Source organism: Limnoraphis robusta BA-68 BA1 (assembly GCF_034932365.1).
GTDB classification, from domain to species: Bacteria; Cyanobacteriota; Cyanobacteriia; order Cyanobacteriales; family Microcoleaceae; genus Capilliphycus; species Capilliphycus robustus.
In genome coordinates this window covers 67,502-93,923 of the sequence record NZ_JAYGHR010000062.1, presented here as the reverse complement: position 1 = coordinate 93,923, position 26,422 = coordinate 67,502, and the positions used below count along the sequence as shown (strand labels likewise).

General features: G+C 42.9%; 17 protein-coding genes. 7 read left to right on the top strand and 10 right to left on the bottom strand.

Annotated features, from left to right (window positions below; translation table 11 throughout):
• Positions 1 to 88: 88 nt before the first annotated feature.
• Together VB836_RS14815 and VB836_RS14810 are read right to left on the bottom strand one after the other, a co-directional pair.
• Complete coding sequence (locus tag VB836_RS14815; RefSeq protein ID WP_323220205.1) at positions 89 to 973, bottom strand: ABC transporter permease; 885 nt, start codon at positions 971 to 973, stop codon at positions 89 to 91.
• 291 nt (positions 974 to 1,264) lie between these two features.
• Positions 1,265 to 2,284: a daunorubicin resistance protein DrrA family ABC transporter ATP-binding protein gene (locus VB836_RS14810; RefSeq protein WP_046279964.1), complete on the bottom strand. Its 1,020-nt coding sequence runs from the start codon at positions 2,282 to 2,284 to the stop codon at positions 1,265 to 1,267.
• Between the two features lie 519 nt (positions 2,285 to 2,803).
• Here VB836_RS14810 and VB836_RS14805 point away from each other — a divergent pair.
• The 4 genes from VB836_RS14805 to VB836_RS14790 all read left to right on the top strand — a co-directional run bounded on the left by VB836_RS14805 (position 2,804) and on the right by VB836_RS14790 (position 13,076).
• A complete protein-coding gene (locus tag VB836_RS14805) occupies positions 2,804 to 3,472 on the top strand; it encodes a response regulator transcription factor (protein ID WP_046279963.1) in 669 nt (222 codons plus the stop codon).
• A 795-nt stretch (positions 3,473 to 4,267) separates the two neighbouring features.
• Complete coding sequence (locus VB836_RS14800; RefSeq protein ID WP_323220202.1) at positions 4,268 to 10,477, top strand: hypothetical protein; 6,210 nt, start codon at positions 4,268 to 4,270, stop codon at positions 10,475 to 10,477.
• 293 nt (positions 10,478 to 10,770) lie between these two features.
• Positions 10,771 to 11,472 (top strand): hypothetical protein, encoded by a 702-nt coding sequence (locus VB836_RS14795; RefSeq protein ID WP_323220200.1) that lies wholly within the window; start codon positions 10,771 to 10,773, stop codon positions 11,470 to 11,472.
• Between the two features lie 71 nt (positions 11,473 to 11,543).
• On the top strand, positions 11,544 to 13,076 hold the full coding sequence (locus VB836_RS14790) for a pentapeptide repeat-containing protein (protein WP_323220198.1): 1,533 nt from the start codon (positions 11,544 to 11,546) through the stop codon (positions 13,074 to 13,076).
• Between the two features lie 7 nt (positions 13,077 to 13,083).
• Here VB836_RS14790 and VB836_RS14785 read toward each other — a convergent pair whose 3' ends face one another.
• From VB836_RS14785 to VB836_RS14755, 7 genes are all read right to left on the bottom strand, one after another.
• Positions 13,084 to 14,613: a polysaccharide deacetylase family protein gene (locus VB836_RS14785; protein WP_323220196.1), complete on the bottom strand. Its 1,530-nt coding sequence runs from the start codon at positions 14,611 to 14,613 to the stop codon at positions 13,084 to 13,086.
• Between the two features lie 195 nt (positions 14,614 to 14,808).
• Positions 14,809 to 15,189 carry a hypothetical protein gene (locus VB836_RS14780; protein WP_323220195.1) on the bottom strand — a complete coding sequence of 127 codons (381 nt, stop codon included), beginning with the start codon at positions 15,187 to 15,189 and terminating at the stop codon, positions 14,809 to 14,811.
• A 28-nt stretch (positions 15,190 to 15,217) separates the two neighbouring features.
• Positions 15,218 to 15,727: a crossover junction endodeoxyribonuclease RuvC gene (ruvC, locus tag VB836_RS14775; protein WP_323220193.1), complete on the bottom strand. Its 510-nt coding sequence runs from the start codon at positions 15,725 to 15,727 to the stop codon at positions 15,218 to 15,220.
• Positions 15,728 to 15,784: 57 nt separating this feature from the next.
• The gene (bchI, locus tag VB836_RS14770) at positions 15,785 to 16,888 is read right to left on the bottom strand and encodes a magnesium chelatase ATPase subunit I (RefSeq protein WP_046279959.1); all 1,104 of its coding nucleotides are present in this window, start codon (positions 16,886 to 16,888) and stop codon (positions 15,785 to 15,787) included.
• 230 nt (positions 16,889 to 17,118) lie between these two features.
• On the bottom strand, positions 17,119 to 18,240 hold the full coding sequence (locus VB836_RS14765; RefSeq protein ID WP_323220191.1) for a site-2 protease family protein: 1,122 nt from the start codon (positions 18,238 to 18,240) through the stop codon (positions 17,119 to 17,121).
• Positions 18,241 to 18,665: 425 nt separating this feature from the next.
• Positions 18,666 to 19,103, bottom strand: coding sequence for a DUF4079 domain-containing protein (locus VB836_RS14760; RefSeq protein WP_323220189.1), 438 nt, complete (start codon positions 19,101 to 19,103; stop codon positions 18,666 to 18,668).
• A gap of 321 nt (positions 19,104 to 19,424) precedes the next feature.
• Positions 19,425 to 20,456: a C39 family peptidase gene (locus tag VB836_RS14755; protein WP_323220187.1), complete on the bottom strand. Its 1,032-nt coding sequence runs from the start codon at positions 20,454 to 20,456 to the stop codon at positions 19,425 to 19,427.
• 618 nt (positions 20,457 to 21,074) lie between these two features.
• Between VB836_RS14755 and thrS the strand changes: the two genes are divergently transcribed.
• The 3 genes from thrS (at position 21,075) to VB836_RS14740 (ending at position 23,723) form a co-directional block, all read left to right on the top strand.
• A complete protein-coding gene (gene thrS, locus VB836_RS14750) occupies positions 21,075 to 22,901 on the top strand; it encodes a threonine--tRNA ligase (RefSeq protein WP_323220185.1) in 1,827 nt (608 codons plus the stop codon).
• 361 nt (positions 22,902 to 23,262) lie between these two features.
• Positions 23,263 to 23,451, top strand: coding sequence for a hypothetical protein (locus tag VB836_RS14745; protein ID WP_046279026.1), 189 nt, complete (start codon positions 23,263 to 23,265; stop codon positions 23,449 to 23,451).
• Complete coding sequence (locus tag VB836_RS14740; RefSeq protein ID WP_323220183.1) at positions 23,436 to 23,723, top strand: type II toxin-antitoxin system RelE/ParE family toxin; 288 nt, start codon at positions 23,436 to 23,438, stop codon at positions 23,721 to 23,723. Before VB836_RS14745 ends, VB836_RS14740 begins: the two co-directional genes overlap by 16 nt.
• Before the next feature lie 112 nt (positions 23,724 to 23,835).
• On the opposite strand, the gene VB836_RS14735 is transcribed toward VB836_RS14740, so the two are convergent.
• Positions 23,836 to 26,202: a PhoX family protein gene (locus tag VB836_RS14735; protein ID WP_323220181.1), complete on the bottom strand. Its 2,367-nt coding sequence runs from the start codon at positions 26,200 to 26,202 to the stop codon at positions 23,836 to 23,838.
• Positions 26,203 to 26,422 lie beyond the last annotated feature (220 nt).

The window sequence follows — 26,422 nt, the reverse complement described above, 5'->3', positions numbered from 1 at the left end:
TTCTAACGATAGACTAATTGACCTTATTTTAACCCTCCCTTGAGAGAGAGGGTGACAAACTCTATCGAATTTTACTGAGAAGCTTGACTTACGCAAAGCGACGACGGAGAAGCGGTTGAATCACCAATAACGCCGCGATCGCAAATCCCAATAAAACAAGGATGGTATTAGCCAAAGAAATATTCGCAAACGGGGCTTGCATTACGATACTACCGAAAGACCAATCTTCATGTAAATAAAGATAACGAATCGGTTCAATGGCGTAACTGAGGGGGTTCAAGGAAGCAACCACCTGTAACCAACCGGGCATAAATGAAAGCGGTGCTAAAGCGGTACTGGCAAATAATAGCGGTAAATTCGTGACAAAAATCACGGCAATTAATTCAATGTGTCCCGGTAACGCAAACGCCAAACCCAAACTTAAACCCGTTACCCCCAAAACCAACAAAAACACCATCAAAGCAATCAAACCCAATTCAGGAATTCCCGGAAGTCCCGCCCCCAGAAAAGCGCCCGCCGCCATGATAGCGGAGGTTTGGACAAAACTCATGGTGATCATAAAAATTGCCGAGGCGATAACAATCGAAAAACGGGTGGTTAACGGCGCGACTAATAAACGGTTCAAAAAGCCAAATTCCCGGTCAAACATCACGGGTAATCCCGCATTTAACGCTCCTGCAAAAGCGGTAAAAACAATGATACCCGCACCGAGAAATTGAGCATAATTTTGGCTTTCTCCAAACAAACCTTTGGGTGCATTTTGAAACAGCGCCCCAAACAAAATTAACCACATTAACGGCTGAATGACACCCGCAATCAAGGTAGACGGACGACGCTGAAGCTGAATAAACAACCGACGAGTTAAAGCTAGGGTTTCTTGGAGAAATTCGCCTACGGGATTGGGTTGAATGGTTTCCCGTTGACTCGGAGATAAACTCAGATTCGATGAAGTTGGTGTTGTGCTACTACTCATATTGATGATATCTTGTGACAAGTTTGTTAACAATTTTCAGCAAGACGTTTAAGGGAATAATCCTCTGGAAAACCGATGCCTTCAATGTTGGGTGTTAGGTGTCAGGTAGGGGCGCATTACAGTTTACAGTTATCAGTTATCAGTGACCAGTTTTTACAGTTTACAGTTACCAGTTTTTACAGTTATCACTGGTTACTGTTCACTGGTTACTGGTCACTGGTTACTGGTCACTGGTCACTGGTCACTGGTCACTGGTCACTGTTTACTGGTCACTGGTCACTGTAAAACACCTTAACGCATATTCTGTTTTTTCTCAGCCTTGGGGTCACGAACCGCTACCGCCGCGAGTTCCGCATCCATTAACGTTCGACCCGTCGCCGCGAGATAAACATCATCTAAACTGGGTCTAGATTGGGCAATCCCAAAGGTCGGTAAACCTGCATCCTTTAACGCTTGTTGTACTGTCAATAGCGCATCAGTTTGAGATTGAACCACCAAGTTGAGAGAATTTCCTTGAGCGGTATTAATAATCGCTTCAGTCACAAATGGTAAAGCTTCCAGCAGAGATTTCGCTTTTTGGGCTTCCTCCATCGGCGAAAACTCGCGAATTCTCAGAGTAATGCGATCGCCCCCGACTTGATCTTTGAGTTGAGAAGGAGTTCCCGTCGCAATCACCATCCCCTGATCAATAATCGCCACGCGATCGGCCAAAGCGTCCACTTCTTCTAAATAGTGACTCGTGATCAAAACCGTAGTTCCCGCTTGACGCAACTGGCGCAGAAAATCCCAAACTGCCACACGGCTTTCAATATCTAAACCCACAGTCGGTTCATCTAAAACCAAGACATCCGGTTGATGGAGGAGTCCCGCCGCGAGGTCTAGGCGTTTACGAATACCGCCGGAATAAGTACCACTTTTCAGGTTCGCCCAATCTGCTAAACCCAATAAATTGATCACCTTGGCAATCCGATCTTTAATCGTTGGCCGAGGCAGATGATAAAGTGCCGCTTGTAATTCTAGCAACTCACGACCCGTTAGCACCTTGTCTAAGGCGACTTCTTGGGCGACATAGCCGAGGCGTTGTCGCGCTTGTCGGGGATGTTTGACTACATCTACCCCAGAGACTTCTAGGCGACCTGCATCGGGGGTGATTAACGTACACAAGGCTCGTAGAGTCGTGGTTTTACCCGCACCGTTCGGGCCAAGTAAGCCAAAAATTTCCCCCGGTTTGATTTCTAGGGAGACCTCTTTGACCGCCTCTACAGAACCATAACGTTTTTGCAGTTTTTCAATGAGAATCGCAGGAGTCATTTTACACTTCCATTGGGGACTGCCCTTGTTGATATCACTTGTATTTTAAGAGATCCCATAAAAACCCGGAGAAGTCCAACAAAAGACATCAGGTGAGGAAAACCGACTACCGGATGAGAAAAATAGATTTCCCAGTCGTATAACTACAAGGATTGATATTTTCGGGGTGCTTTTGGGAAAACTAGAGATTAAGGCAAACAGTATCTATGTATCGAGTATCTATCGGGACTGCTGATGGCGATCAATCATTGACTGTTAAGATGGAATCGATATGCAGTTAGGATGGCAATCCCAGAGCAGACAAAGCATCTACTGATGGCCAACAAAACGTTGATCTGTTGACTATAAATATTGAGGGGATCGCTTAAGGTTCTAAGAATTAAGTGTAAACGGTTACAGAAGATGAATTTTAATCCAGAGCGACTCCAGCAAATACAGGCTGCATCTTTAGGATTTCACATCCAGCATTCGTTTTGATCAATTGTCCTGAAATCATTCTCCTGAAGGAAGTTCTGTCTAATGAGTCGGATTTTGATTGCTGAAGATGAACCTCGGATCGCCGCCTTTCTCGAAAAGGGACTGAAAGCTAATGGCTACACCACAACAGTCGCTAACGATGGCGATGACGCCTTACAAAAAGCATTGGGAAATCAATTTGACTTGCTTATCCTGGATTTGAATCTTCCTCATCAGGATGGCTTTCAAATCTTGAAGCAGTTACGGGGTCAGGGAGAAACAGTCCCGATCATTATCTTAACCGCTCGTGATGATCTCGAAGATAAAGTCGCAGGCCTCGAAGAAGGGGCGGATGATTATGTGACTAAACCCTTTCGCTTTGCGGAGTTACTCGCCAGGGTTCGCGCCCGTTTGCGCCATCAAACCTCTGCACCGATGAAAGAGGAACGGGTGTTAACCGCAGGGGATATTCTCCTGGACTTGTATACTCGTCAAGCCCAAGTCGGTGATTGTCCCATCAAACTTTCTGCTAAAGAATTTCAGCTTCTCGAAACCTTGATGCGTCATCCCGAACAAGTGATGAGTCGAGAGCAACTACTGGATCGCGTTTGGGGGTATGATTACGATCCGGGATCTAATATTGTTGATGTCTATGTGGGATATCTGCGGAAAAAACTTGGAGGCGATCGCATTGAAACGGTGAGAGGGATGGGTTATCGGCTCTGTCCTTAATTTGTGGAAATATTAGGGAACCGGATTTGGAAAATCACGTCTTAAATAAAAAGGTTCTGACTCCCGGATTCAGATCGGAGCCGTTGACAACAGTCGCCCTATTAATCTTCTAAAATCTATCGAAAGATAGAGACAAAAGAGAAATTTATAAGGTAATTTTCTTAACTTTTTTTAAGGAAGCTTGACAATCCATCAAAATTAATTTTTGAGTCATTCCGTTAGATCAATCTCAACAAAAACGGAGTGACTTATTTTTGGATCAAAAAAATTTGTATGAATAAATTATAACTTTTAGATCTCAGTAAAAACACGTAAATTGCCCGATTTAATTTTAGCTATCACTTAGAGATTGATACTAAAATCCTTGCGATATGATGCTTTCAAGACTTTCTAGGGCGGATTTCAAAGTTCCGTGTTTTCACCGATGCCGTTGTTGGAGTCAGGGTGTAAAAATTGAATATGTAGGTCTAAAAAATCATAAAAATCTTCTCATCTGACCCTCATAGAGATCTTAAAACTGTTGATTAGAATCAGGGTATAGAACAAAAAGTTCGGTGTAAGGCCTCAGATTAAATCCTGAAAGATGAGAACTAAAAAATCCAAGCTGAAAGGAGGACATCAATTCAGGCTTGAAACGAAGCTAATCACAGCTCAATTCTAGGGTCTTTATCAACCGAATTCCCCCTTCTAGTCTGGGTGAAATCTCGAAGGGAAAAGTAGACTCCGGTTAGTCACTAACCTACAGATTTTTTTTGAGTAAAGTTTTTGTAATTTAACTAGAGGTTTTATTTAGCTATGGATGACTTAATTTTTGACCCCTTAACTGGCCTTCCTGTTAACGAAGAAACCCAAACCATCACAGAAGAACCCGTTGAGTCTGTGGATGTTGTACCGGGAGACTCAGACGATGAACCCGTCGAAATTACAATAGTAGAAGACGGCGATGATGACGGCGATGATGAGGATGACACCGATGATGAGGATGATGACATCGACGACAACATTGACGATATTAATCAACCCGTAGATGTCACCTCAGACGATGATATAGATGATGACATCGACGACGGTTCAGAAACGCCTGTTGATGAGACCCCTATCCCCGTCGAACCCGATGGCGGAATAGGAGACGGCGCAGAACCCCTTCCTGACGAAGCGGTACAAACAGGAGTTGAACTGGATGATACAGAATCAACAGATGATATCCTGGAAGAATTATTTGATGTAGATGCTTACTTAGAATTCAACGCCGACATCAAAGCCTTAGTAGATGCAGGTCAACTGGATGCGAAAGCACACTTTGATGAGTTTGGTAAGTTTGAAGGTCGGGAATTTAGCTACATTTTTAATATCACCGAATACTCAGAGAAAAACATTGATGTTGCCCAAGTTGTCAGCCGTCAAAGTTTACTCACCCATTTCCTAGAATCTGGCATCAAAGAAGGACGGGAATTTAACAGCTTATTTAAAGTTCAGAAGTACCTAGAAAAGAATACTGACCTCGATAGCATTTTCCAAGGTGAAGGTAAATTTTTCGGAGCTTTCCGTCACTTCCTGCGGTTTGGACAATACGAACAACGCGAATGCGGCGACTTCTTTAAACCCGGCGAATATCTCAGCTTTAACTCCGATTTAGAGTCTTTTGTTCAAGGTGGTCAATTCAGTCTGTTCAAGCATTTTTCTCAGTTTGGGAAGAAAGAAAGACGGGAATTTAGCAACTTCTTTAAAGTTGGTGAATACTTAGAACTCAACCAAGACCTGGTTGAATTTGTTCAGTCCGGTCAAATTAATCTGGTTGACCACTGGTTCAAGTTTGGACGGTTTGAAAATCGTGAGTTTAGCTTCTCCTTCTCGGTTTCTAAAGTTCTAGAAGTTCTGCAAATTTCTAGCATCGCTGAGTTAGATATCGAACAATTAGTTGAGTCTATTGTTAGCAACCTGAACCTCATTTTAGGCGATGATGATGACGCCGATGATGATGACGCCGATGATGATGATGCCGATGATGATGACGCCGATGATGATGATGCCGATGACGATGATGACGATGATGATGATGACGCCGATGATGATGATGACGCCGATGATGATGATATAGCAGGAGAGGATGGCGACGACTCCGACGTTGGCGGTGAAGGGAATGACGGTATTGTTGGAGAAGTTCCTCCTGTCAACATTCCCGAGGAGCCTGGTGAAACTCCCGAGGAGCCTGGTGAAACTCCCGAGGAGCCTGGTGAAACTCCCGAGGAGCCTGGTGAAACTCCCGAGGAGCCTGGTGAAACTCCCGAGGAGCCGGGTGAAGTAGAACCCGTATCTCAGGTTTATCTCAACATTAAAGTTGTTAAAGGGAACGTAGAACTGTTAGAAAAACTCGGTATTACAGGTGAAATTAGCAGCGAAGAACTGCAAGACTTGTTACTCGAAAAAGACTTGTCTGACCTGAAAGGAGTCAAGCTTTCTAAGTTTTTTGATGTTGATAAACTTTTGAAGCAATTTGATGCAGAAATCAAAGCTTTCTTTGAAGTTGAATCTGTTGAAACCCTGAATTTAGGACAGTTAATCCAATTCGTTCAAGAGGAAGTTGTTGGCAAAGGAAACAGTCCTTCAGCTAAAGTTAACTTTGATTATCTCAAAGCAATTCACGGCGAAAAGCTAACTGAAGAACTGGGAGAAAATCCAACTCCTGAACAAATTCTTGAATATCTAGAAGAAAAAGGAATTAAAGAAGGTTTAAATACTTCTGCTTTCCTAGACTTCAACTTCATCAAAAAACAATACGGTGAAGAAATTCGCGAAGAAATTGATGTTGAGAATGCCAGCGAACTTACCGATGAACAAGTTATCGACAGTGCGAACTTAGAAATTGAGGTTGATGTCGAATATTCTAAAGTAAAATATGCAGTTCAACTGGCTCAATTCTTTAATATTGAAATCGAGCAAGTTAGCAGCTTAGAAGTTTCTCAAATCAAGAGCTTTGTCCTCGAGCAAGAGTTAAGTGGTTCTGTATTTGACTTCAAGAAACTGCGTAAAGAACTTAAAGGATTTGAAAAAGAAATCAAAGACTTTTTCAAAGGTGGAGTTAAAGACTTCGATGACTTAACCGATGGTCAACTCAAAGCGTTCTTAAAAGGCGAAGGTTTTAAACTCGGACTCTTGAAAGAAGTTGTTGATGTTGAATACCTGAAAGAAGTCTATCAAGAAGCTTTAACAGTTCAATTCGGTGCTGATGTTACCGTTGATGAAACCTTAGAATTTATCTACGGTGGAAAACACCCTTACATCGATGAAAAATGGGTTCGGAAGCAATTCAAAGATGAACTGGAAGACTTTGCAGAATCTATCGGTAAGAAAGAAAAAGACCTGACTTTTGAGGAAATTAAAGAATATTTCTTCACCGAAGGGTTTGAAGCGGAAAAACAACTGTCTGCATTCCAAGTCGAACTTTATCGCACAGAAAATGCTTCAGCACTGACAAGTTTCTTCAAAGTTAGCGATGTTAGTTTAATCAGTTCCGAACAAGTCTACAAGTACATGGTGACGGTTGGCTTGGAACAAGGAATTGACCTTTCAACCTACATTGAAGAAGAAACTGTAGAAGTTTACCGCACAGAATTCGCTGAGAAAATCGCATCTTTCTACAATATTGAAGTCACTGAAGTTAGTGAACTTAATGTCAATGTTGTGATTGATTTTGTAGTCGGTGGTTTATCTCAAGAGATTGACTTTGACTACTTCCGTCAAACTTTTGAAGGCGATGTTCAAGCTACCTTTGGTGTAGAGTCTATTATCGAAGTTAGCAAACTGCAAATTGTTGAATTCGTCTACGAACAAGAAGGTGCAGTTGAGTTTAGCAAGTTAAACTGGTTCAACGCTAAAGAATACAAAGCAGAATTCGGAGAAGAACTTGAAGCCGCACTGAAAGAATACTATGCCGAATTCAAAGATATTTCTGAACTTTCCTTCGAGCAAGTCTTCAAGTTTGCTATCGAACACAGCGAAGAATTTAGCTTAGAAGGATTAGTTGACCTCGAGTACGTTAAAGACACTTACGCGGCTGCAATTGCTGAAGCGCTGGGTGTTGATATCGCCGCTATTACAGGTGAAGATGTTGTAACGGTTTCTGACACTGAAATTCTCGAGTTCTTAGCGGAAACAAATGTTACTGCAATTGCTGACTATGCGGATGTTGATGAAGATGGTGTCACCGACGAATTAGCAACAGAATGGTTTACACAGTCGAACGTTGTCAGTGTGGAAGGTGGAGAACAAGACATTAATTATGACTTCGTTCGCTATCAACTGACTCAGGTTATTACCGCAGAAAATCTCACCAGTGTTTCGGAAATTCTAGAGATTGAGTTAACTGCTGTCGAGGATATTGATACTCTCACGAACGAACAAGTTGCTCAGTTAATTTCTGATAGCGAGTTCGAGGAAATTCTGGGTGAAGAAACAACAATTGAACTGGTACCGGCTGAGTTTAACCTAGAGTTCGTTGTCTCTGTTTACGGTGAACAAATCATTACCGCTCTTGACTTAGAAGCGGATGCTGTAATTACTCAAGAACAAGTCATTGAATACTTCAGCACAACTTTCGCTACCGAAATTGAAGAGTTTCTGGGTGATGAAGGCGATGATGATGATGATGCTGAAGGCGATGATGATGCTGAAGGCGATGATGATGCTGAAGGAGATGATGATGCTGAAGGCGATGATGATGCTGAAGGCGATGATGATGTAGAAGGAGATGATGATGCTGAAGGCGATGATGATGTAGAAGGAGATGATGATGCTGAAGGAGATGATGATGCTGAAGGAGATGATGATGCTGAAGGCGATGATGATGTAGAAGGCGATGATGATGTAGAAGGAGATGATGATGCTGAAGGAGATGCTCCCTTTACCGATGCGGATGTTCTAGAATACATCAAACAACTCGATGTTACAACGGTTGCTAAACAAGTCGAAGTTGATGAAGAGTACGTTGAGTTCCAACTAAACAGTTTAGTCGAAGCAGGAACCGTTACCGTCGAAGAAATTAACACCATCCTCTCTGTTACAGTTACCAATGTTGAAGAACTGACTGCTCAACAACTGGTTCAACTGTCTGGAAGCGAAACATTCCAAAGCTTTGAACTCAAACTGGTTCAGTCTGAAATTAGCTACGAATATATTCGTCAAACGCAGACTACCGAAATTGCGACATTCTATGAAGTCTCAGAAGACGATGTTCTGCGGGGAGAAGTTGTTCCTCTGACGGATGCGGATATTCTCGATGGTTTAGATGATACCTTCGCTAACCTCGATGTTAATTACCTGAAATATCAAATCTCGCAGTTAACGGTTGAACAACAAAATCAATTGTTAGCAGAGTTTGAAATTGAAGTCACCGATATCTCTAAACTCAGCGTTAAACAGGTCGTTGATATCTGCTTCAGTCGCGAGTTCGAGGAAATTCTCGGAGAAGAAAAGGTCAAATATAGTCCTATTGACCTCGACAAATACCGTGAAGATAACGCAGAAGAAATCGCCAAGTTCTATCACGATATGGATGATGACTCTGATGATGATTCGGATGATGATTCGGATGACTCTGATGATGATTCGGATGATGATTCTGAAGAAATGGATGATGATTCCGATGATGATTCCGATGATGATTCCGATGATGATTCTGAAGAAATGGATGATGATTCCGATGATGACTTGGATGATGATTCTGACGACTTGGATGATGATTCCGATGATGACTTGGATGATGATTCCGATGATGACTTGGATGATGATTCCGATGATGATTCTGATGATTCTGATGATGGCGTAGGTGATAACGTTGATGACCCCGACGACATGGAAGGTGGAGAAGTCGATGTTACTTCCATCCCCGATAAAGACTTAATCAAGTTCATGTTCGGTAAGGGATGGAAAAACGGAATCAACCCGTTAGAATATGTCGATGAAGACTCTGAAAACTACCTGCGAGAAGAATTTAAACATGAACTCGCAGAACGGTTTGAAATTGCGGTTGAACAAGTTGCAGAACTTCCTTCTGAAATGGTTGTCGGAGGTGTGTACAGCAAGTTTGTTGCAAAAGAAGAAGTCGATGTCGAGTTCTACAAATCTACCCAAAAGACTGTTTTAGAAGCCAATTTTGGAGTCTCAGTTGAGGAACTCAGCGAAAGCCAAATTGTTGAACACGCTTCAACCTACGGCTTGGCAAATAGCTTAGAATTGTCTCCGGTTGATGTTCATGGATTTGTCGAAGAATATAAGTCTGAACTCGCAGAACACTTCGAGATTTCTGTTGAAAAAGTCGCCGAACTTGATGCTTCAATTGTCAAGACGTTCATCTTAGAAACGGCTTCAGAAATCGGACTGGAAGTTGGAGGGTTTGTTAACCTCGAATACTATCGCGGTTTAGAAGAAGTGGTTGAAAACTACCGAGTTGAACAGGTTTATTCCTTCAACTATGAAGCTGCTTTCGAGTATACCGAAACACAAGCAGTCAGCACTTCTGCTATTCTCGATACTGAGTGGTTCCGCCAAGAAAATGCTGCGTTGATTGAGCAAAATCTAGAGGAACTTGATACTGATGAAAGCGGTGAGGTTGAAGATGATGAATTAATCGGTGAAATGCAGGGTCAATTCCTCGAAGAAGGTTTAGAAACTGATGACTCTTATGACCTCGATGAATACATCGCAGAAAATGGAGATGTCCTGACTGATTTCTACGGTAAACCTCTCGATGAAATTAGTAACCGTCAAGTTGTTGAGTATGCTTTCGGTGCAGGTTTAGAAGAGGGTGTTGACCCCTACAGCAATGAATTCCTGACTGAAAATCCTGAGTTACAATTGGATACATTCATCACCAATAATACTCAACAATTAACTCAATTCTACGGGGTTCAAGAAGTGACTCAAATCAACTTCTATCAAGCCTATCAATATCAAGTTTCCTTCGGTTTAGTGGGTACGACAACTGATTCTTCTGAAGGAATTGTCTAACGGTTAGCCACCTTCTTCCGCCTTCCTAGTTCAACTGGGGAGGTGAGAAAACCCCTCTCGTCACAATTGGTCTAAAATAAACGAGGTGTTAGGTCTTCGGACTTAGCACCTCATTTTACTGTGACCCGTGTTTTCAGTCATATAAAACGGGTCTAGTCAGATTAGATTTACAGTGATAAATTTAGGAGATTAACTATCCCGAAATACTTCTGTTTTCGTTGAAAAGTTCATCGACAGACAAGTAAACCATTCATAGAGAAAGGAGAGAGGAGATGAGGAGTTCACTTAAACCCATGAAATCTCGTTTAGGCGGATTAGGAGTTGCCCTAACCATCGCTTTTGCGGCTATTGAGGCGATCGCACAAATCGATTTAGCAATCCTAACAGAAATTCTCGGAGATAACAACGAAGTCTTTATCGAAAACCAAGTTGCCCAAGAAAACGATAATGCGACTATCGGCGAAGAAGTCCGCACCGAACAAGCCCGAGCGCAGATTGATTTTAACACAGGCGCATCGGGACGAATCACCGAAAATTCTGCGATTGTTGTGGGTCAATGTATCGAAGTCCAACAAGGGGTTTTAGTGGCTTCTGGCCCTGCTAACGGTTGTCTTTCCGGGTTCGCTGTCGGTGTCCAAGGAACGATTTATTTAATGAGCGCTGATGAAGACGGAATTGGTACAATAAACGTTTTAGAAGGTGAAATTCAACTGGCTCTCCAAGATAACCCCGATGACCCCAACGCCCTAACCATTACAGCCGGACAGAGGGTTGCAAGCTTAACACAGGGTTTAGCGCTGACGGAAGTTCTGATAGAACAAATGACCAAAGAAGAATACGAAGCGATTATTACCGGGCCGTTATTTAGAGGGTATCAAAATCCATTACGGGATCAAGATAAAATTGATGAAGTTTGTAAACGGCTTTATGGAAGTTGTCTGGCTGTGGGAAGTGAACCGCCACAACCCCCCACACCCGTTCGAGGTCTATGGTAAGAATACATTAAGATTTGAGAAAGCACGGGTTGTCGTCAACTCGTGACTTCTTTTTAAGCGGTAGAAGCAGTATGACCTTGAAACGACCCAAACGTGTAAAATGGTATCAGTGGAAAAATATCTTTCAACGATCGCCTTTATTTCACTCCTTTGATAAATGTCTGTGGTTTCGCATTTACCTGGCGTTAGTCATTGCTTATATTGGTCTACTGTTTGTTAACCGCATTGAAAACTGGGTTGCAGGTGAAACCATTTGTCAGGTACAAGACACGGCTTTACATTGTATTACTCAGGAAATCCTCTCACTGATTACCGTTGACCATATCGAAAGCTTCAGTATTTCAACGGTTGCGGTTTTATATTTACTCGAAAGTCGTAAACGCCGACAACGGGCGATTTATGAAGCATGGCAGGTGGTTGATAGTGCTGCAACTTCTGGAGTTTCCGCTAGTCGAGCTAGACTAAAAGCCCTCGAAGACCTCAATAATGAAGGTGTTTCTCTCGATGGACTCGATATTTCTCAAGCCTATCTCAAACAGATTAACCTATCGGGCGCCAGTTTGAGCGAAGCGAACTTAGAGGGAGCCAACTTACAAGGGTCTAGCCTGAGTCATGCTAATCTCAGTGGAGCGAACCTACAAGGTGCTGACTTACAAGGCGCCAATCTCCATGAAACGAACTTCACAGGTGCCAACCTCACAGGTGCCAACCTCGAAGGGGCGAACCTCAAATGTGCAGACTTTCAGGGTGCTAACTTGCAAGGAAGCCATCTCAAACAAGCCTATTCTCTACGAAAAGCTAAATTTGTACAAGCTAACCTCTCGGCTGTGGATTTTCAGGGCGTTAATTTACGCGGAGCCAATCTCAAACAGGCTAATTTGTGCGAAGCTAATCTCACGGATGCGAATCTCTCTGAAGCGAATTTAGAGCAAGCAGAATTGATGGGCGCTGAACTCCAAGGTGCAAATGTAAAAGGGGCGAACCTACGTCAAGCCTATTTAGTGAGAACAAACCATTTACGAGAGGTTCAAAATTTGCGAGAAGCAGACTTACAAGGGGCGAATTTAACTCGGGCGAACTTGCGGGATGTTAACCTACAACAAGCTAAACTGGAAAAGGCTAACTTGCAACTCGCTATCTTACAGGGAGCTGATTTGAGGGAAGCTAACTTAACAAAAGCGAACTTGAGAGAAGCGAAACTTCAAGAGGCTAAACTTCAAGGGGCTAACTTTGAACGGGCTAATTTAGAAGCTGCAAATTTAGCTCAAGCCAACTTTCAAGGTGCAAATTTGACTGATGCGAATTTGTGTGGAGCCTGTTTGAATCATACTCAATTCTATCAAGCTATTCTGATTAGAGTTGATTTTTATTCCGTTGATGAGCTGTTTGACACGGATTTTCAAGATGCTAATTTTAAAGAAGCTAACCTCAAAGGTGCTAATCTCCGAGGTGTTCATCTGAAAAATGCGAACTTTCACCAAGCCAACCTCAAACACGCAAATTTGAGCGATGCGGAAATTATCAACCCTCTACAAATTCAATCGGCTCAAAATTATTGGGAGGCTGAATACAATGACGATTTTCGCAAAAAAATTCATCTCTAATTGGCTCTTAAATTTGACATAAATCAGATGAGATTTCCTCAACAGATTTCTGATGATTTTGAGAGGAATTCTTCCCTACAGTTTTGGGAAAAACACCTTTCTGATAAGCTGTAATTTGAGTAGGTGTCAGCAAATCCATAAAATCTGCAAGTTCGCTATAGGTAATACATTGAACTTCGGGTTGACCACAAACGGCTTCCGCAAACTGAAATAACGCATTCCAATAGGCACCGTTATTCCAAGCTGAAAAATGATGACCAATATGTATGGGGGCGCGATTTCCGTTATAGTTACTCTCAAAATAGTTCATATAACTTTTGAACATATCTTCTTCATACCGTTTGGCTTGACTGGGGTTATGTTTTGCCTTAGAATGAAGATAATAAAAGTTATAATCCATTGACAATAAACTTTGTTTGGTTAAAGCAGTTGTAATACTCGCTAACGGAAAATTCCAAACGCCGTTTTGTTTTTGCGGCCAATAGTTAAGTTGGTTCGAGCGACTGGTATCATACCGAAATCCTTCTTTTTCTAAGGTTTTAAATAAACCGGGACTGATTCCTAATTCCGGCGCTCTAAATCCTTGAATTGCACTGCGGTCAAAGGCGAGACGACCTGTTAAACCGTTGAGTTGATAAGCGTCAAAAATGAACTTGTCAAAGTATTCAAACTCTTTTTTCCAGTCGGCTTCACTCCAGTTATTGCCGTTAAAATGACCAACAGCATGGGAAGCAATTTCATGTCCGTCTTGATAGGCTAAATTAAGCTGTTCGAGTCGTTGTTTCACTTCATCGGCTGAACCGCCCCAACCAATGGCTGAACGTCCGAGACCCTTTCCGGCGGGGGCATCGTAGAGTTTGCGGTTGTCATTGTTGACAAAATAAACGGCACTGATAAAATAAGTAAAGCGGAGATTAATGTCTTTCTGTTCTAACGTTTTTGCAAAGTTTCGGGACTTGTTCCAGGCCTCTAGAGAACTAGAACCATCGAAGGCTAATAATACAAATTGTGGAGGAACTTCTGGGGGTTGTATTAATCCTTCATTTCGCAAAATTTGAGACAAAAATCGACTATCCCAACGATTAGATTGACAAGAATTTCCCCCATCTGCGTTAGTACAAGCTGTTACTAATTGTTGAGGAAAAGGGCCGATAGCATTCTTTCCTTCTACACAATAACCTGTAATCGAATTGAAGCGAGAACCATCAGGACAGCGTTGATTTCCGTAGGCTTTGAGAAAGAGTGTTTCCGACCATTGGTTATTATTGCAGCTACTTCCGCCTCCCCAGTCCACACATTTTTCAATCATTTTTTGGGTGACTGGCCCCCATGCGGTTTTGCCATCTGAACAATAATATCCGCCTTTATCATTAACCTGTTTTGTTTCAAAAATGGGGGAGTCTGCAACAACTTCTTTAGATACTTTGGGTTTGGTTTCTATTTCTTGGAGAGAAACACTTGATGAGGTTGTACAAGCTGAGAGTGACAGGAATAAACCCCAGTAAATAAAACCCTGATGCCATAAGTTTAACTTCAATTTTCTCAGCACATTAAACCCCTTGGTGAGACCGTTTGAACACCCATCAGAAAAGTCTCTGAAATTTGGACATTAAAAAATGCGTTAACGCCTCGTCTTTGAGGGTTAACTTTGATGGGTATTTTAAGCGAAAAACTGCGTTGAAGTCAAGAGGTTTAGGCTAATTTTGGGTTAATTTTGTGTTGGGTTCATTCTTTAAGAGGACAGCTTGTATTCTAAGGGTTCACAGAATTGCTGAATACCTGTTTTTATCGCATAGATAACAACGGGAGTCACCAACAGTTGGGGACAAGTATTTTGTGCAATTAAATGTCCAACCATTTTACTAATATTCCCTTGCAACAATTCCTCGCGGTATTCTTGATTACAAATTGTCACCCGATATCGCTTCGCTACACCATCCAACCAATTTTCTGAGGTTGTCGGTGTTTGTCCCACTTGGATGGCGAGGGAAATGGCTGCATCTTCAATATCTCCCTCACAGTCTTCTATGGTATCCAAGGCTTCTAAGGCTTGCGGATATTCTGAGAGTTGGGAACGAAATTGAGCAATTTCTTGAGACGTTAAAATAACCATCTATCCTAAATTGATATTTTTTTCTATTTTATAGCTTAGGAACCATTTCATCATCAAACCAAGCCGTTAAAGCAACAGCTAAAGCATCGGCTGCATCATCGGGTTTCGGAATTTTATCTAAGTCTAACTCTCGGGCAACAGCATTTTGGACTTCTCGTTTGTCGGCGTTACCGTAACCTGTTAACGCTTGTTTAATTTGGGGAGGCGTAAACTCAACCAAGGGAATTTTTTCTTGGGCTAAAACCAACATTAAAATCCCTCGGGCTTGAGCGACGGGAATGGTACTTCCCATGCGATAAAAAAACAATTTTTCTGCAACCGCTAAATCAGGTTTAAACTGTTCAATTAACGTGTGTAAATCATCATAAATCGTACAAAGACGCTTTCCCATTTCCTGATGAGCGGGTGTTTTAATCACACCAAAATCAACAAGAGAAACGGAATAACGGCCATCCCGTTCCCTTGTATTTTGACAATGAATCACACCAAAGCCCAAAGTCGCGAGTCCCGGATCAAATCCAATAATACGTCTTGGCATGGGTTAGGGGTTTTTAAAGGTTTAATGTTCCACTTTCTAGCCCTTTAACCCCCTAAATTAATTCCCCTCCCCGGGTTCGGGTAAACCAAATACTTGACGGAAAACTTTCTGGACTTTATATCCTGAATCTATCGACTCTAAGGGATCTTTTCGCAGACGATGACGCAAACATAACGTAATTACCCGACCAATATCTTCGACTGTTACCTCTGTGCGACCTTCTAGGGCGGCTAAGGCTTTGGCGGCGCGGTTTGTAACAATATCCCCTCGCAAGCCGTCAACATCCAATTCTGCACAAACTTGAGAAATTTTGACTCGAAAATCATAGTCAATTTCTACAGAAGAAAGTCTTTCTTGAGCGTCAATAATCGTCTGTTGTAGTTGTTCTTGATCGCTGACATACTGATCGAGAAATTCTTTAGGTTGGCGATCAAAAGCAGTGCGTTGTTCAACAATTTTTACCCGCAAATTCGGTTCTTTAACCGTGCGAATTTCCGCGTGCATTCCAAAACGATCTAACAGTTGAGGGCGTAATTCACCTTCTTCTGGGTTTCCTGAACCGACTAATACAAATCGCGCTGGATGACGGATAGAGATTCCTTCTCGTTCAACGGTATTCCAACCACTGGCCGCAGAATCTAATAATACATCAACTAAGTGATCATCTAACAGGTTCACCTCATCAACATAGAGGATACCGCGATTAGCTTTGGCAAGTAAACCCGGTTCAAAGGCTTTCACCCCTTCAGCGAGCGCTTTTTCAATATCAATCGTGCCACAGACGCGATCTTCCGTCGCCCCCAGAGGTAAATCAACCATCGGTACTTTTTTACGCGCGACGGGAACTGAGAGTTGGTTGAAAACTCGTTCACGCACGCTATCACTCATCAATTCGGGATCGTCTGGATGGCTATTGAAGGGATCATCTGCAACGATATCAATTTCGGGTAATAAGTCAGCCAACGCTCTAATTGTAGTCGATTTGCCCGTTCCGCGATCGCCCATAATCATCACACCACCGATTTTAGGGTCAATCACATTCAGCAGCAAAGCCAGTTTCATCTCTTCCTGACCGACAATCGCCGTGAAGGGGAAAACAGCACGACGGGCTAGGCTAGCTGTTGATTTTGCATTTTCAGTCGTGACGACAGTTGAACTCACAGTTTTTCAATTCTCTATTCCGATGTACCGCCTTTTATTGTCTCATATATTTGTAGGGGCGAGTCAATTGTCTAAACGGGCGCATCACCATGCGCCCCTACAGTCGGGTTTCGGGTTTCGGGTGGGTTCACATCCATTTATAGCGCCGTTGCGCTGAGGTACATCCCAAAAACCCGGTTTCGCAGAAGAAACCGGGTTTTTAATTGAGTTTCTGGGTTAATGCTTGAAAATTAAGCGGGTTTGGCTTCGGCGCTACGTTGTAACACTTGGCGAATTGAGGCTTTTTCAATTAACCCGACTAACATTCCATTTCGCATCACGGCTAATTCATTAATTTGTTCTTTTTCAAATAAAGTAACAACATCGAGTAATGAACGTTCGGCGTCTATCGTATTAGAAAGTTCAATGGGTTGCATCAGGTCTTTGACTTGAGTGGTCGGCCATTGAGAAGTAGGAATGGCTCTCATCTGATCGACTTTAAATTGACCTAACAATTGACCTTCTTCGTTAACAATAAAGAACCGTCTGGCTTGAGCTTTTCCGATGATATATTCATTGGCTAATTCGCGCAAGGATAAATCCTCAGAAATAATCGGAGTATCGTTACTCAGGGCATCTTCTGCGGTGAACTCAGAAAGTTTGCTGCGTAATGTGGCATCTTGGGCTAAAACCCCTGCATTTTGTAACAGGAACCAACCGATTAAGATTGTCCAAAAGTTGGGGAATTGACCGAAGAATAACGCCGGAAGGAATCCTAATGCGATCGCTGTCCATCCCAAGGCTTGACCGACTCGGCTTGCCCAAATTACACCTGTATACTGTTTTCCTGTAATTTTCCAAACGATGGCTTTAAGCACGTTTCCACCATCAAGCGGTAAGCCAGGAATCAGGTTAAATAATGCCAGGGCGAGGTTAATATAAGCCAGTAGACCCACCATTGCCCCCAAAGGCCCGCTTGTTGCGATACTTGCACCAATTCCACTTAGAAGTAGAAATAACAGAATACTCACCGCAGGGCCAGCGATCGCAATCCAAAAGGCACCACCGGGGGTTTTAGCTTCTTTGTCTAAACTCGCCAGTCCACCAAATAGAAATAACGTAATTGATTTAACGTTAATTCCTTGTTTGATCGCGACAAAACTATGTCCGAGTTCGTGGGCTAATACTGATGCAAATAATAGCAGAGCGGCGACTAAACCGAGTAAGGCTGCACTCGCCCCGCCCAAGGTGGGAAATTCTGCTGCTAGGTTGGTTCCGTAACTAAATGTCATTAATCCCAGTACAATAAACCAGGAAGCATTCACATAGAACGGAATCCCGAATAAGTTACCGACTCGTATAGAGTTATTCATTAAGAATGACCTCTGAATTCATCTTGTTTAAAAGGTGTATTACCTTAATTTAATCTATGAACCTATCGTAACGAAATGTAAACAATATGTGCCATCTCTTATTTTTCGTATCTACCGTCTATTGAGGTACGGTTTTCGCTGGGTTCGTCTATTGATTTTTCCGATTTGAAGATTTTTATGCTCTGGTAGCGAAAAACTGGTATAATTACTCTTGTGATAGAAATCACAGTTTATGAAGAAGCAAGTCACTAGGTTTTTCTAGTGCTGTCACAAAGACGTAATTCAATTTGTCACCGATTAAATTAACAAAATGGAAGATGATTAAGGGTGATGAAAAATAAAATTTTAACGAATGCCCTTAATTAATCTTCTCCAACAGCGCTGTTTACGCAATCCTTGCATCGGTCAGCCATAGCAACTCTATCTCAAGGTAAATATTTTTGCACAACAGTCCAACCTGTTAGAGAAACGACGGCAAAGGCAAATAATAGCACGATATTGGTACTAATATGAAGCGATCGCGCCCAAGGTCGTGAAGGATGAATTTGAGTTGAACTCCAAGCTGAAACCAAGACTAAACTAACAACTGTTAGTCCCGCAGGCAAGTGGGCTGAATGACCGAGATTCCCATAATAACCGATGGTGCCAATCAAACCAATTGCCAACAGGAGTAAGACTAATCCGACCATTGTAGCGCCAATCAGGTAATGAGCCGTTCGTAAACCCTGAGGGCGAGGCTGTTTCACATTACGAGTATAAAACATCCAACTACCTGTGACGGCGAGCATCAGGTAAGCCAGTAGCGAAAATCCCATTGACCAAGCGGCTATCTTCCACAGCCACAGAAAAGACGGAAGGTTCATCAGAAGTTCCTAATTTGGGCTTCAGTGATGTAGGTGTTGCGTTATACAACCCATCAATGATCACTAGGGCGATGACTACAAAGATAGCATTGCAGGTGTACCCAACTGCGGGTTTAGAGAAAAATTTGGCGAGACTAGGAGTAATAGCAGTCTGAGGGTGAACGTTTTCTGAGATCGGGTATGTTGAACTTGTGAACATAAAAAATTAAACCACTCTACTTCATCACTAGAATGGCTTATATTTTCATTAAGTGCGTTAAATTTAGATAAAAAATCAATGAGAAAATTTTTACTTGATTTGAATTCAGTTTAATTCTTGTATTATTTGGAAATAAAATGAACCCAAAAATCCCCATCAGCCATACAAGTTCGCCGGATTAGACCGTAAGAATAGCGTAAATAAGCGCCACTTGAATCGGTTCGATATCCACTGGAGAACCATTCACCATAGGGATCGTGAACAATTAACCCATAGTCATCATAACCCACCACAGGCATGATATGACCAAAGGCGGTAAAATATCCGTGAATCACGCAGGGTTTTCCCTCGGCTAACCAGTCTTTTAAATCATCCATATCTCCTTTTTCTGTAAAATAATCTTTACAGCCATAATCTCTAACAATTTTTGCCAGATCATAGGGACTCCAACGACTATATCCTCTTTGGATCGCATATTCATACAGTTCATCTTCAAACTGTCCGTAACTTTTACGACGAGGCCTATTATAGTAGGCTAAACACATCGCCATTGACGTCACGTTACAAGCGCCTGTCGGATTAAAGAAATTATCCGTTTGAGGTTTGTAGGGAAAGCTATCTAATCGCACTTTTTTCGGTCTAATTTTGGGATAAATGAGTTTACTTCCTTCATAGATTTCAGCGTGTTTTTCAAAGATGTACCAAATCGATTGCTCTTGAAAAGATTGACCTCGAAATGCAACTCGGACATGACCTCGAACGGGTTCAAAAGCAATCAGAGAAAAAGACAGTTCTGCTTTCATTCCCTGTCTTTCAGATTCACTGAGTTCGCTAGATTGAACAGGTCTAAGTTTTAAGATGGTTTCCTGAGTAATTTTGAGAACCAGTGCAGGATTAGGTAATTCTTCGGGTTTGGTTGTGATTAACATTTGAGCGGTATTAGTCGCTAAATATCCCGGTTCCCCACACTCCATCAAGGTTTGAAATCGATGTAAAGCTGCGGTTGATAATGAACCAAATTTCCCATCAACAGGGGGGTCAAGCAAACCTAAGTTAACAAGGAGCGTCTGAATCTGACGAGTTAACTCCTCATCTGCGGCGATCGCTTTGATATCATAACGGTGATCTGTTCCTACGATATCCTGTAGTTTCATATGGGATGGAAATATCTTGAGAGTGGTTTGCTTTCTCGGTTATTATATCCTTGAAGTTAGGCTTTAGCGTTATCAATTTTTTGAGGATTCTAGAAGGCTGTAATCTTCAATTCTCAACTGGAGTTTAGACCAAAGCTTGAATAATAAGTCAATATCCCAAGTAGATCAAAGCTGAAATCCGAGAAAATTTCAATAAAAATTTCAGTTATTGTTTCAATTTCTTCGCTTTCTTTTGACTTTCAAACTTTCCACTACTCTTTTTGACAATGGGATACCTCGGTTTCTTGTTTCTTTTTTGACCTTTTAGCCAACCGGGGGATTTTCCGCTCTTGTTTGGGTAAACAGGTAGGTGTACCAATCTCTAGTCAACCACCCCACGCACAAGGCTGAGGGGGCTTGTAACTAGGCAAGATGACTGCCCGAAACATATGGCGCATTGACTGACGCCTGCTCCTGGGTCCCATTCTGGGTAGAAGAGTGATTGAGATGCGCGATCGCATTGAAAGAGTTAGTTAGCAAGGGTTATAAGATTGACAATCCAACTGTTCACTGTAGAATGGTAGGATAGAAGAAAATTGTGCCGACAAACAATTTGTAAACAATACTGTTAAGTCATCGATGCCTCCCGTAGAGTCGAACGCTTCTCCAGAACAGCCCGAGAAAATCTACCTGCCGAAAACGAGCGAATCCGAAACTCTCAAAAAGATTCGCCACACAACCTCTCATGTCATGGCGATGGCGGTTCAGAAGCTCTTTCCAAAGGCTCAGGTAACGATTGGCCCTTGGATTGAAAATGGCTTCTACTACGATTTTGACAGCCCAGAGCCATTTACCGAAAAAGATCTCAAAGCCATTCAAAAAGAAATGGCGAAAATCATCAAGCGCAAATTACCCATCGTCCGCGAAGAAGTGACTCGTGAAGAAGCCAAACGTCGGATTGAGGCATTGGGTGAACCCTACAAATTAGAGATTTTAGAAGGTTTAGAAGATCCTATTACCCTTTATCACCTGGGCGATCAATGGTGGGATTTGTGTGCAGGCCCCCACGTTGAAAATACAGCCGATATTAACCCCAAAGCGATTGAACTCGAAAGTTTAGCAGGCGCTTACTGGCGAGGGGATGAAACCAAAGCCCAACTTCAGCGTATTTATGGTACGGCTTGGGAAACCCCCGAACAGTTAGCTGAATATAAACGCCGCAAGGAAGAAGCCCTAAAACGGGATCACCGTAAACTCGGTAAAGAGTTAGGACTATTTATTTTTGCGGATGTTGTTGGGCCAGGTCTACCGTTGTGGACTCCCAAGGGAACTGTCCTGCGAAGCACTTTAGAAGATTTCCTGAAAAAAGAACAACTCAAACGGGGCTATTTACCTGTTGTTACGCCCCATATTGCCAGAATTGATCTGTTTAAAACATCAGGACATTGGCAACAATATCGTGAAGATATGTTTCCGATGATGGCAGAAGATGAAGAAGCGGCGAAACTCGAACAGGGATTTGTTCTCAAACCGATGAACTGTCCGTTTCACATCCAAATTTATAAGAGTGAATTACGTTCTTATCGAGAACTTCCCATCCGACTGGCGGAATTTGGGACAGTCTACCGTTATGAACAGTCGGGAGAACTGGGCGGTTTAACGAGGGTTCGTGGGTTTACCGTTGATGATTCTCATTTATTTGTGACTCCCGAACAGCTTGATAGCGAGTTCTTGAATGTTGTTGATTTAATTTTGTCCGTTTTTGGCAAATTAAAACTGAGTAACTTTAAAGCACGACTGAGTTTCCGTGATCCAGAATCTGATAAATATATTGGGTCTGATGAAGTTTGGAATACCGCAGAATCAGCTATTCAACGAGCCGTTGAAACCCTAGAAATGGATCATTTTCTCGGAATCGGAGAAGCAGCTTTTTATGGGCCAAAACTGGACTTTATCTTTCAAGATGTTTTAGACCGAGAATGGCAACTCGGAACGGTACAGGTAGATTATAATTTACCCGAACGCTTTGATCTAGAATATGTTGCTGAAGATGGCACTCGTAAACGTCCCGTAATGATTCACCGAGCGCCCTTTGGTTCCCTCGAACGGTTGATCGGGATTTTGATCGAACAATATGCGGGAGATTTTCCTTTGTGGTTAGCACCCGAACAAATTCGCTTGTTAGCGGTGAGTGATGAGTTTTTACCCTATACTCAAGACGTGGTGCAGAAAATGCGATCGCTAGACATTCGCGCCTCAGTCGATAGTAGCCGCGAACGGTTAGGCAAACAAATTCGCAACGCGGAAAAGGATAAAATCCCTGTCATGGCGGTTGTGGGAGCCAAAGAGGTTGAGGCGAATAGTCTCAGTATTCGGACTCGTGTCTCTGGTGAATTGGGTACGCTGCCAGTGAATGAAGTCTGTAAACGGATGCAAAATGCGATCGCTAATTTTGAAGACTTTTAAAGTGTAGGTAAAATCGCTAGCGAATGCTGACCAATGCGAATAAATTTGATATCATCGATTTGCAGATGGTATTAGCTAGTCGTGGTTATTCCCTTCTCCTGCAGAAAGGGTTTCACAAACAGATAGCTTGACCTTTGAAAAATCTTTGAGACTAGACTGTTTCTTTGATCTCGAGTGCAATGCGATGTAGATGTAGGGGACATCAAATTTCCCTCAACTCAAACTTTGTTAGGTAATATTACAATTTTTTCTGATATCCTATCGAGGGAACATAGTGTTTATCGGATAATATTGTGCATTGAATGAAGCTAGGGGGATCGGGTATAATGGACTTAGACAAATTCAACTAAAACAAATTTATATGAGTCCCACCAAAAAGGAAATTGAGTCTTTGTTGAAAAATTTACCCGATGATTGTTCCCTCGAAGATGTCCAATATCACCTGTATGTGATTGAAAAATTTCGACATGGACTTGCTGTTTTGGATACAGCTCGAAAACTAACACAAGATGAAGCAGAAGGTTTACTGAGTAAATGGATTATCAAGTAGTTTGGTCGCCAAAAGCCTTAGATGATATTGATGCAATTGCTGCTTATATTGCCAGAGATTCTGTCTCCTATGCAGCCGCAGTGGTGCAACGGATCATTGAGGTAACTCGCAAATTGAGTGACTGTCCCCAATTGGGTAACGTCGTTCAAGAGTTTGGTGATGAAACTATTCGAGAACAGTTTGCATATACCTATCGAATTTTATATCGAGTTAAGGATGAGACTGTGACGGTTGTAGCCGTCGTTCACGGAAAACGATTATTGAAGTTATAGTTACAGCCCAAAAAATCCCTCTCATTTCTCTCTGGAAGCGAGAGGGTTTTCTCATTCTTGAATTAAACTTGAGCCTGAAAAACTGGGTTTCTCCGAGAAACCCGGTTTTTAATTAGATAAACGCGCCGCCTCCTCTACGACGAACCCCAATCACAGACGGACGAGGAGGGCCGTTCGGGTCGCCTTCAACATTACTCGGCCAGTTGCTACCACGCGGTACCAAACGTTCTTGATTAAACAGCGTTCCGTCTAAACTCAACATCGGGATAGAACGACTGAGTTTAACGCCATCACCAATGGGGACATCTTCACCCGGATGCTGAACAGACAGAAGCAAAGTTTCATCCTGTCCAGCAGCATTGCGGATAAAGTAAGGCCCCGTCATTTCACAACGGGGTGGGCCGTAGGCAAAGGGAACAATCATACCTGCCATTTGCCCGCTCATCGGGATGTAGAACAGCCAGTTATTGCCAAATACACCCGTTAAATTCCCTGATGCTCCGGTGGTCGTATGATCAATTTCTCGCGCCTCTGGACTTGCTCCGGTTGTGAAACCGTTGTGGTTGCTCGTAGACATATCCGTTACACCCCAGATATTTCCCTTGCTGTCAAACTCTAGGTTGTCAACATTGGCATAGCCTGCCCCTCCTAACGCTCCACCTTCGCCTCCTTTAACCAGGCTACTCCAGGTAAATCTCAAAGCGGCTGGATCATTATTGGCTTCAGCGATTTTGATCAAATCTCCCGATGTTTGAGGTGCGGTGATATCTGGGGTGTATTTACTGACTGTAAAAATCCGAGAGTCGGGATAACCATCGCTACCCGGTTCTGAGTCCGTGTAAGCTACGAAGATTTCTCCCGTCATGGGACTCACTTCTAAGTCCTCTGGACGAGCGCTGGGAGTTCCCCCAACCAAATTGGCTGCGGCGAAGGCATCGACGAGAACAGCCCCTTGAGAAGTGTAGAAATCTGCTAAAGTCTTGCCTCGATAACCCGGTATTGCAGTGGCTTCGTTAGTCAAATCGACGACGAGAGTACCCCCATCTTCCGTTTCTCCCGCAATTCCTGCCCGCTTGGGTAAGCGAACTCGACCATCCCGTTGGGCTTCACCGAGAAACTGCAACTCAACGGATGCAATTTCACTAGGAACGTTAGGATTGGTGGGAGTTTGCAGCGTTAGAGGAATCCATTCTCCCGTACCATCCGCGTTGAACTTCGCAACATAGAGGGTTCCGAGTTCAAACAAAGAACTATTAACCGCAGCAGTGGGTGACTCTACCACGCCTGCACTGACAAATTTCCAAGTATGTCCGCCTCGACGGTCATCTCCCATATATCCAACCAAGGGACGACCGGGTTCAACCCGAAATCCAATATTTTCATGGCGAAAACGGCCTAAATAGGAGTGCTTGCGGGGACGGAAGTTCGGATCGCCAGGGGCTACTTCCACCATCCAACCGTATTTTTCACCGACCAAGCCAAATTCAGCCCCAACTGTACCGTCGATGTATCCGGTTTGTGTGCCGTTCGGCAGAACTCCTTCCTGCACCCCAACAAAAAATTCTTCAGAACCCTGGAAGTTTTCTTCTGCGGTAAGAATGGTTCCCCAAGGGGTTGTACCGCCTGAGCAGTTGTAAGCCGTACCAATAATCCGATTTCCTAAACCATCAGAACTCAAGGGGAAAACTTCTGTTGCGGCAGGCCCAGTTCCAATTAAGTAATTGGTGTCTCCTTGGCGATTTCCCCAAGAGGTGACGCTTTGATAACCGTCGCTACGTTCGGCGTTAATTCCTAAACCCGAAAGTCCATGAATGCGTCGGTTAAACGAATTACCCGATTCTACCGCAAAGCGACCATCTGCGCCTTTTCTGATAAAGAGAATTGAGCCGCCCAGGTTGTAGAGAAATTCTCCTAAAGTGGCTCGGTTGCGAGTCGATAAGTCTAAACCGAGTACCGTAGGAGCCGTTGATCCGAATGCAGCTAAGGCTGGGTCAGTCTCTGGTGCAACAGGTGAGATCGGATAGGAAACATATTCGTGGTTCACCCACAGGAACCCTTCAGAAAAGTCGCTGCTAGTGGGGATAAAGCTGGTGTAGTCGCAGTTGTAACCAAAGTAGTCATTGGAACTTGGGAAAACGCGATCGCCCCAACGCACAATGACATAATACTCATACTCTGGCGGAACAACGACATTATCAAAGACTTCGTAAAACGGTAAGTTGAGATCTTGTCCGGGTGAGAGCATTCCCATTCCAGTGGGAAGAACACCACCATTTCCGGCTGTCGGAACCGCACTGGGCATTAAAGTGTAGGCTTCTAGGGGATGAGGAAGCTTTACCGGGGTAAAAGCAACGGTTTGAGCCTGAGCAATACTGCTGTTTCTAGCAAACAAGCTGGACTCTATTTTAGGGGCGAGTGTCGCTGCTGCTGCACTACTACCAAAGAAAATTAAGAATTGCCGACGACTGTATTTAGACATTGAAGTTTAACTCTTTTTTCTCTACGTTTGCTGTAGAGAGGGTAGATGACCGTTCTCCTCTCTTACGGTTAGCTGAAATGAATCAAAAAAACTTATACTCTCCGGAACTGATTCCCCAAGATTTGAAAGATATACATAGAGAGATATCGCTTTATGAATTGCTTGGTTGGGTGTCTCAGATGATAAGCGTTGCTAAGTTGTGATTGATTCACTCAACTAA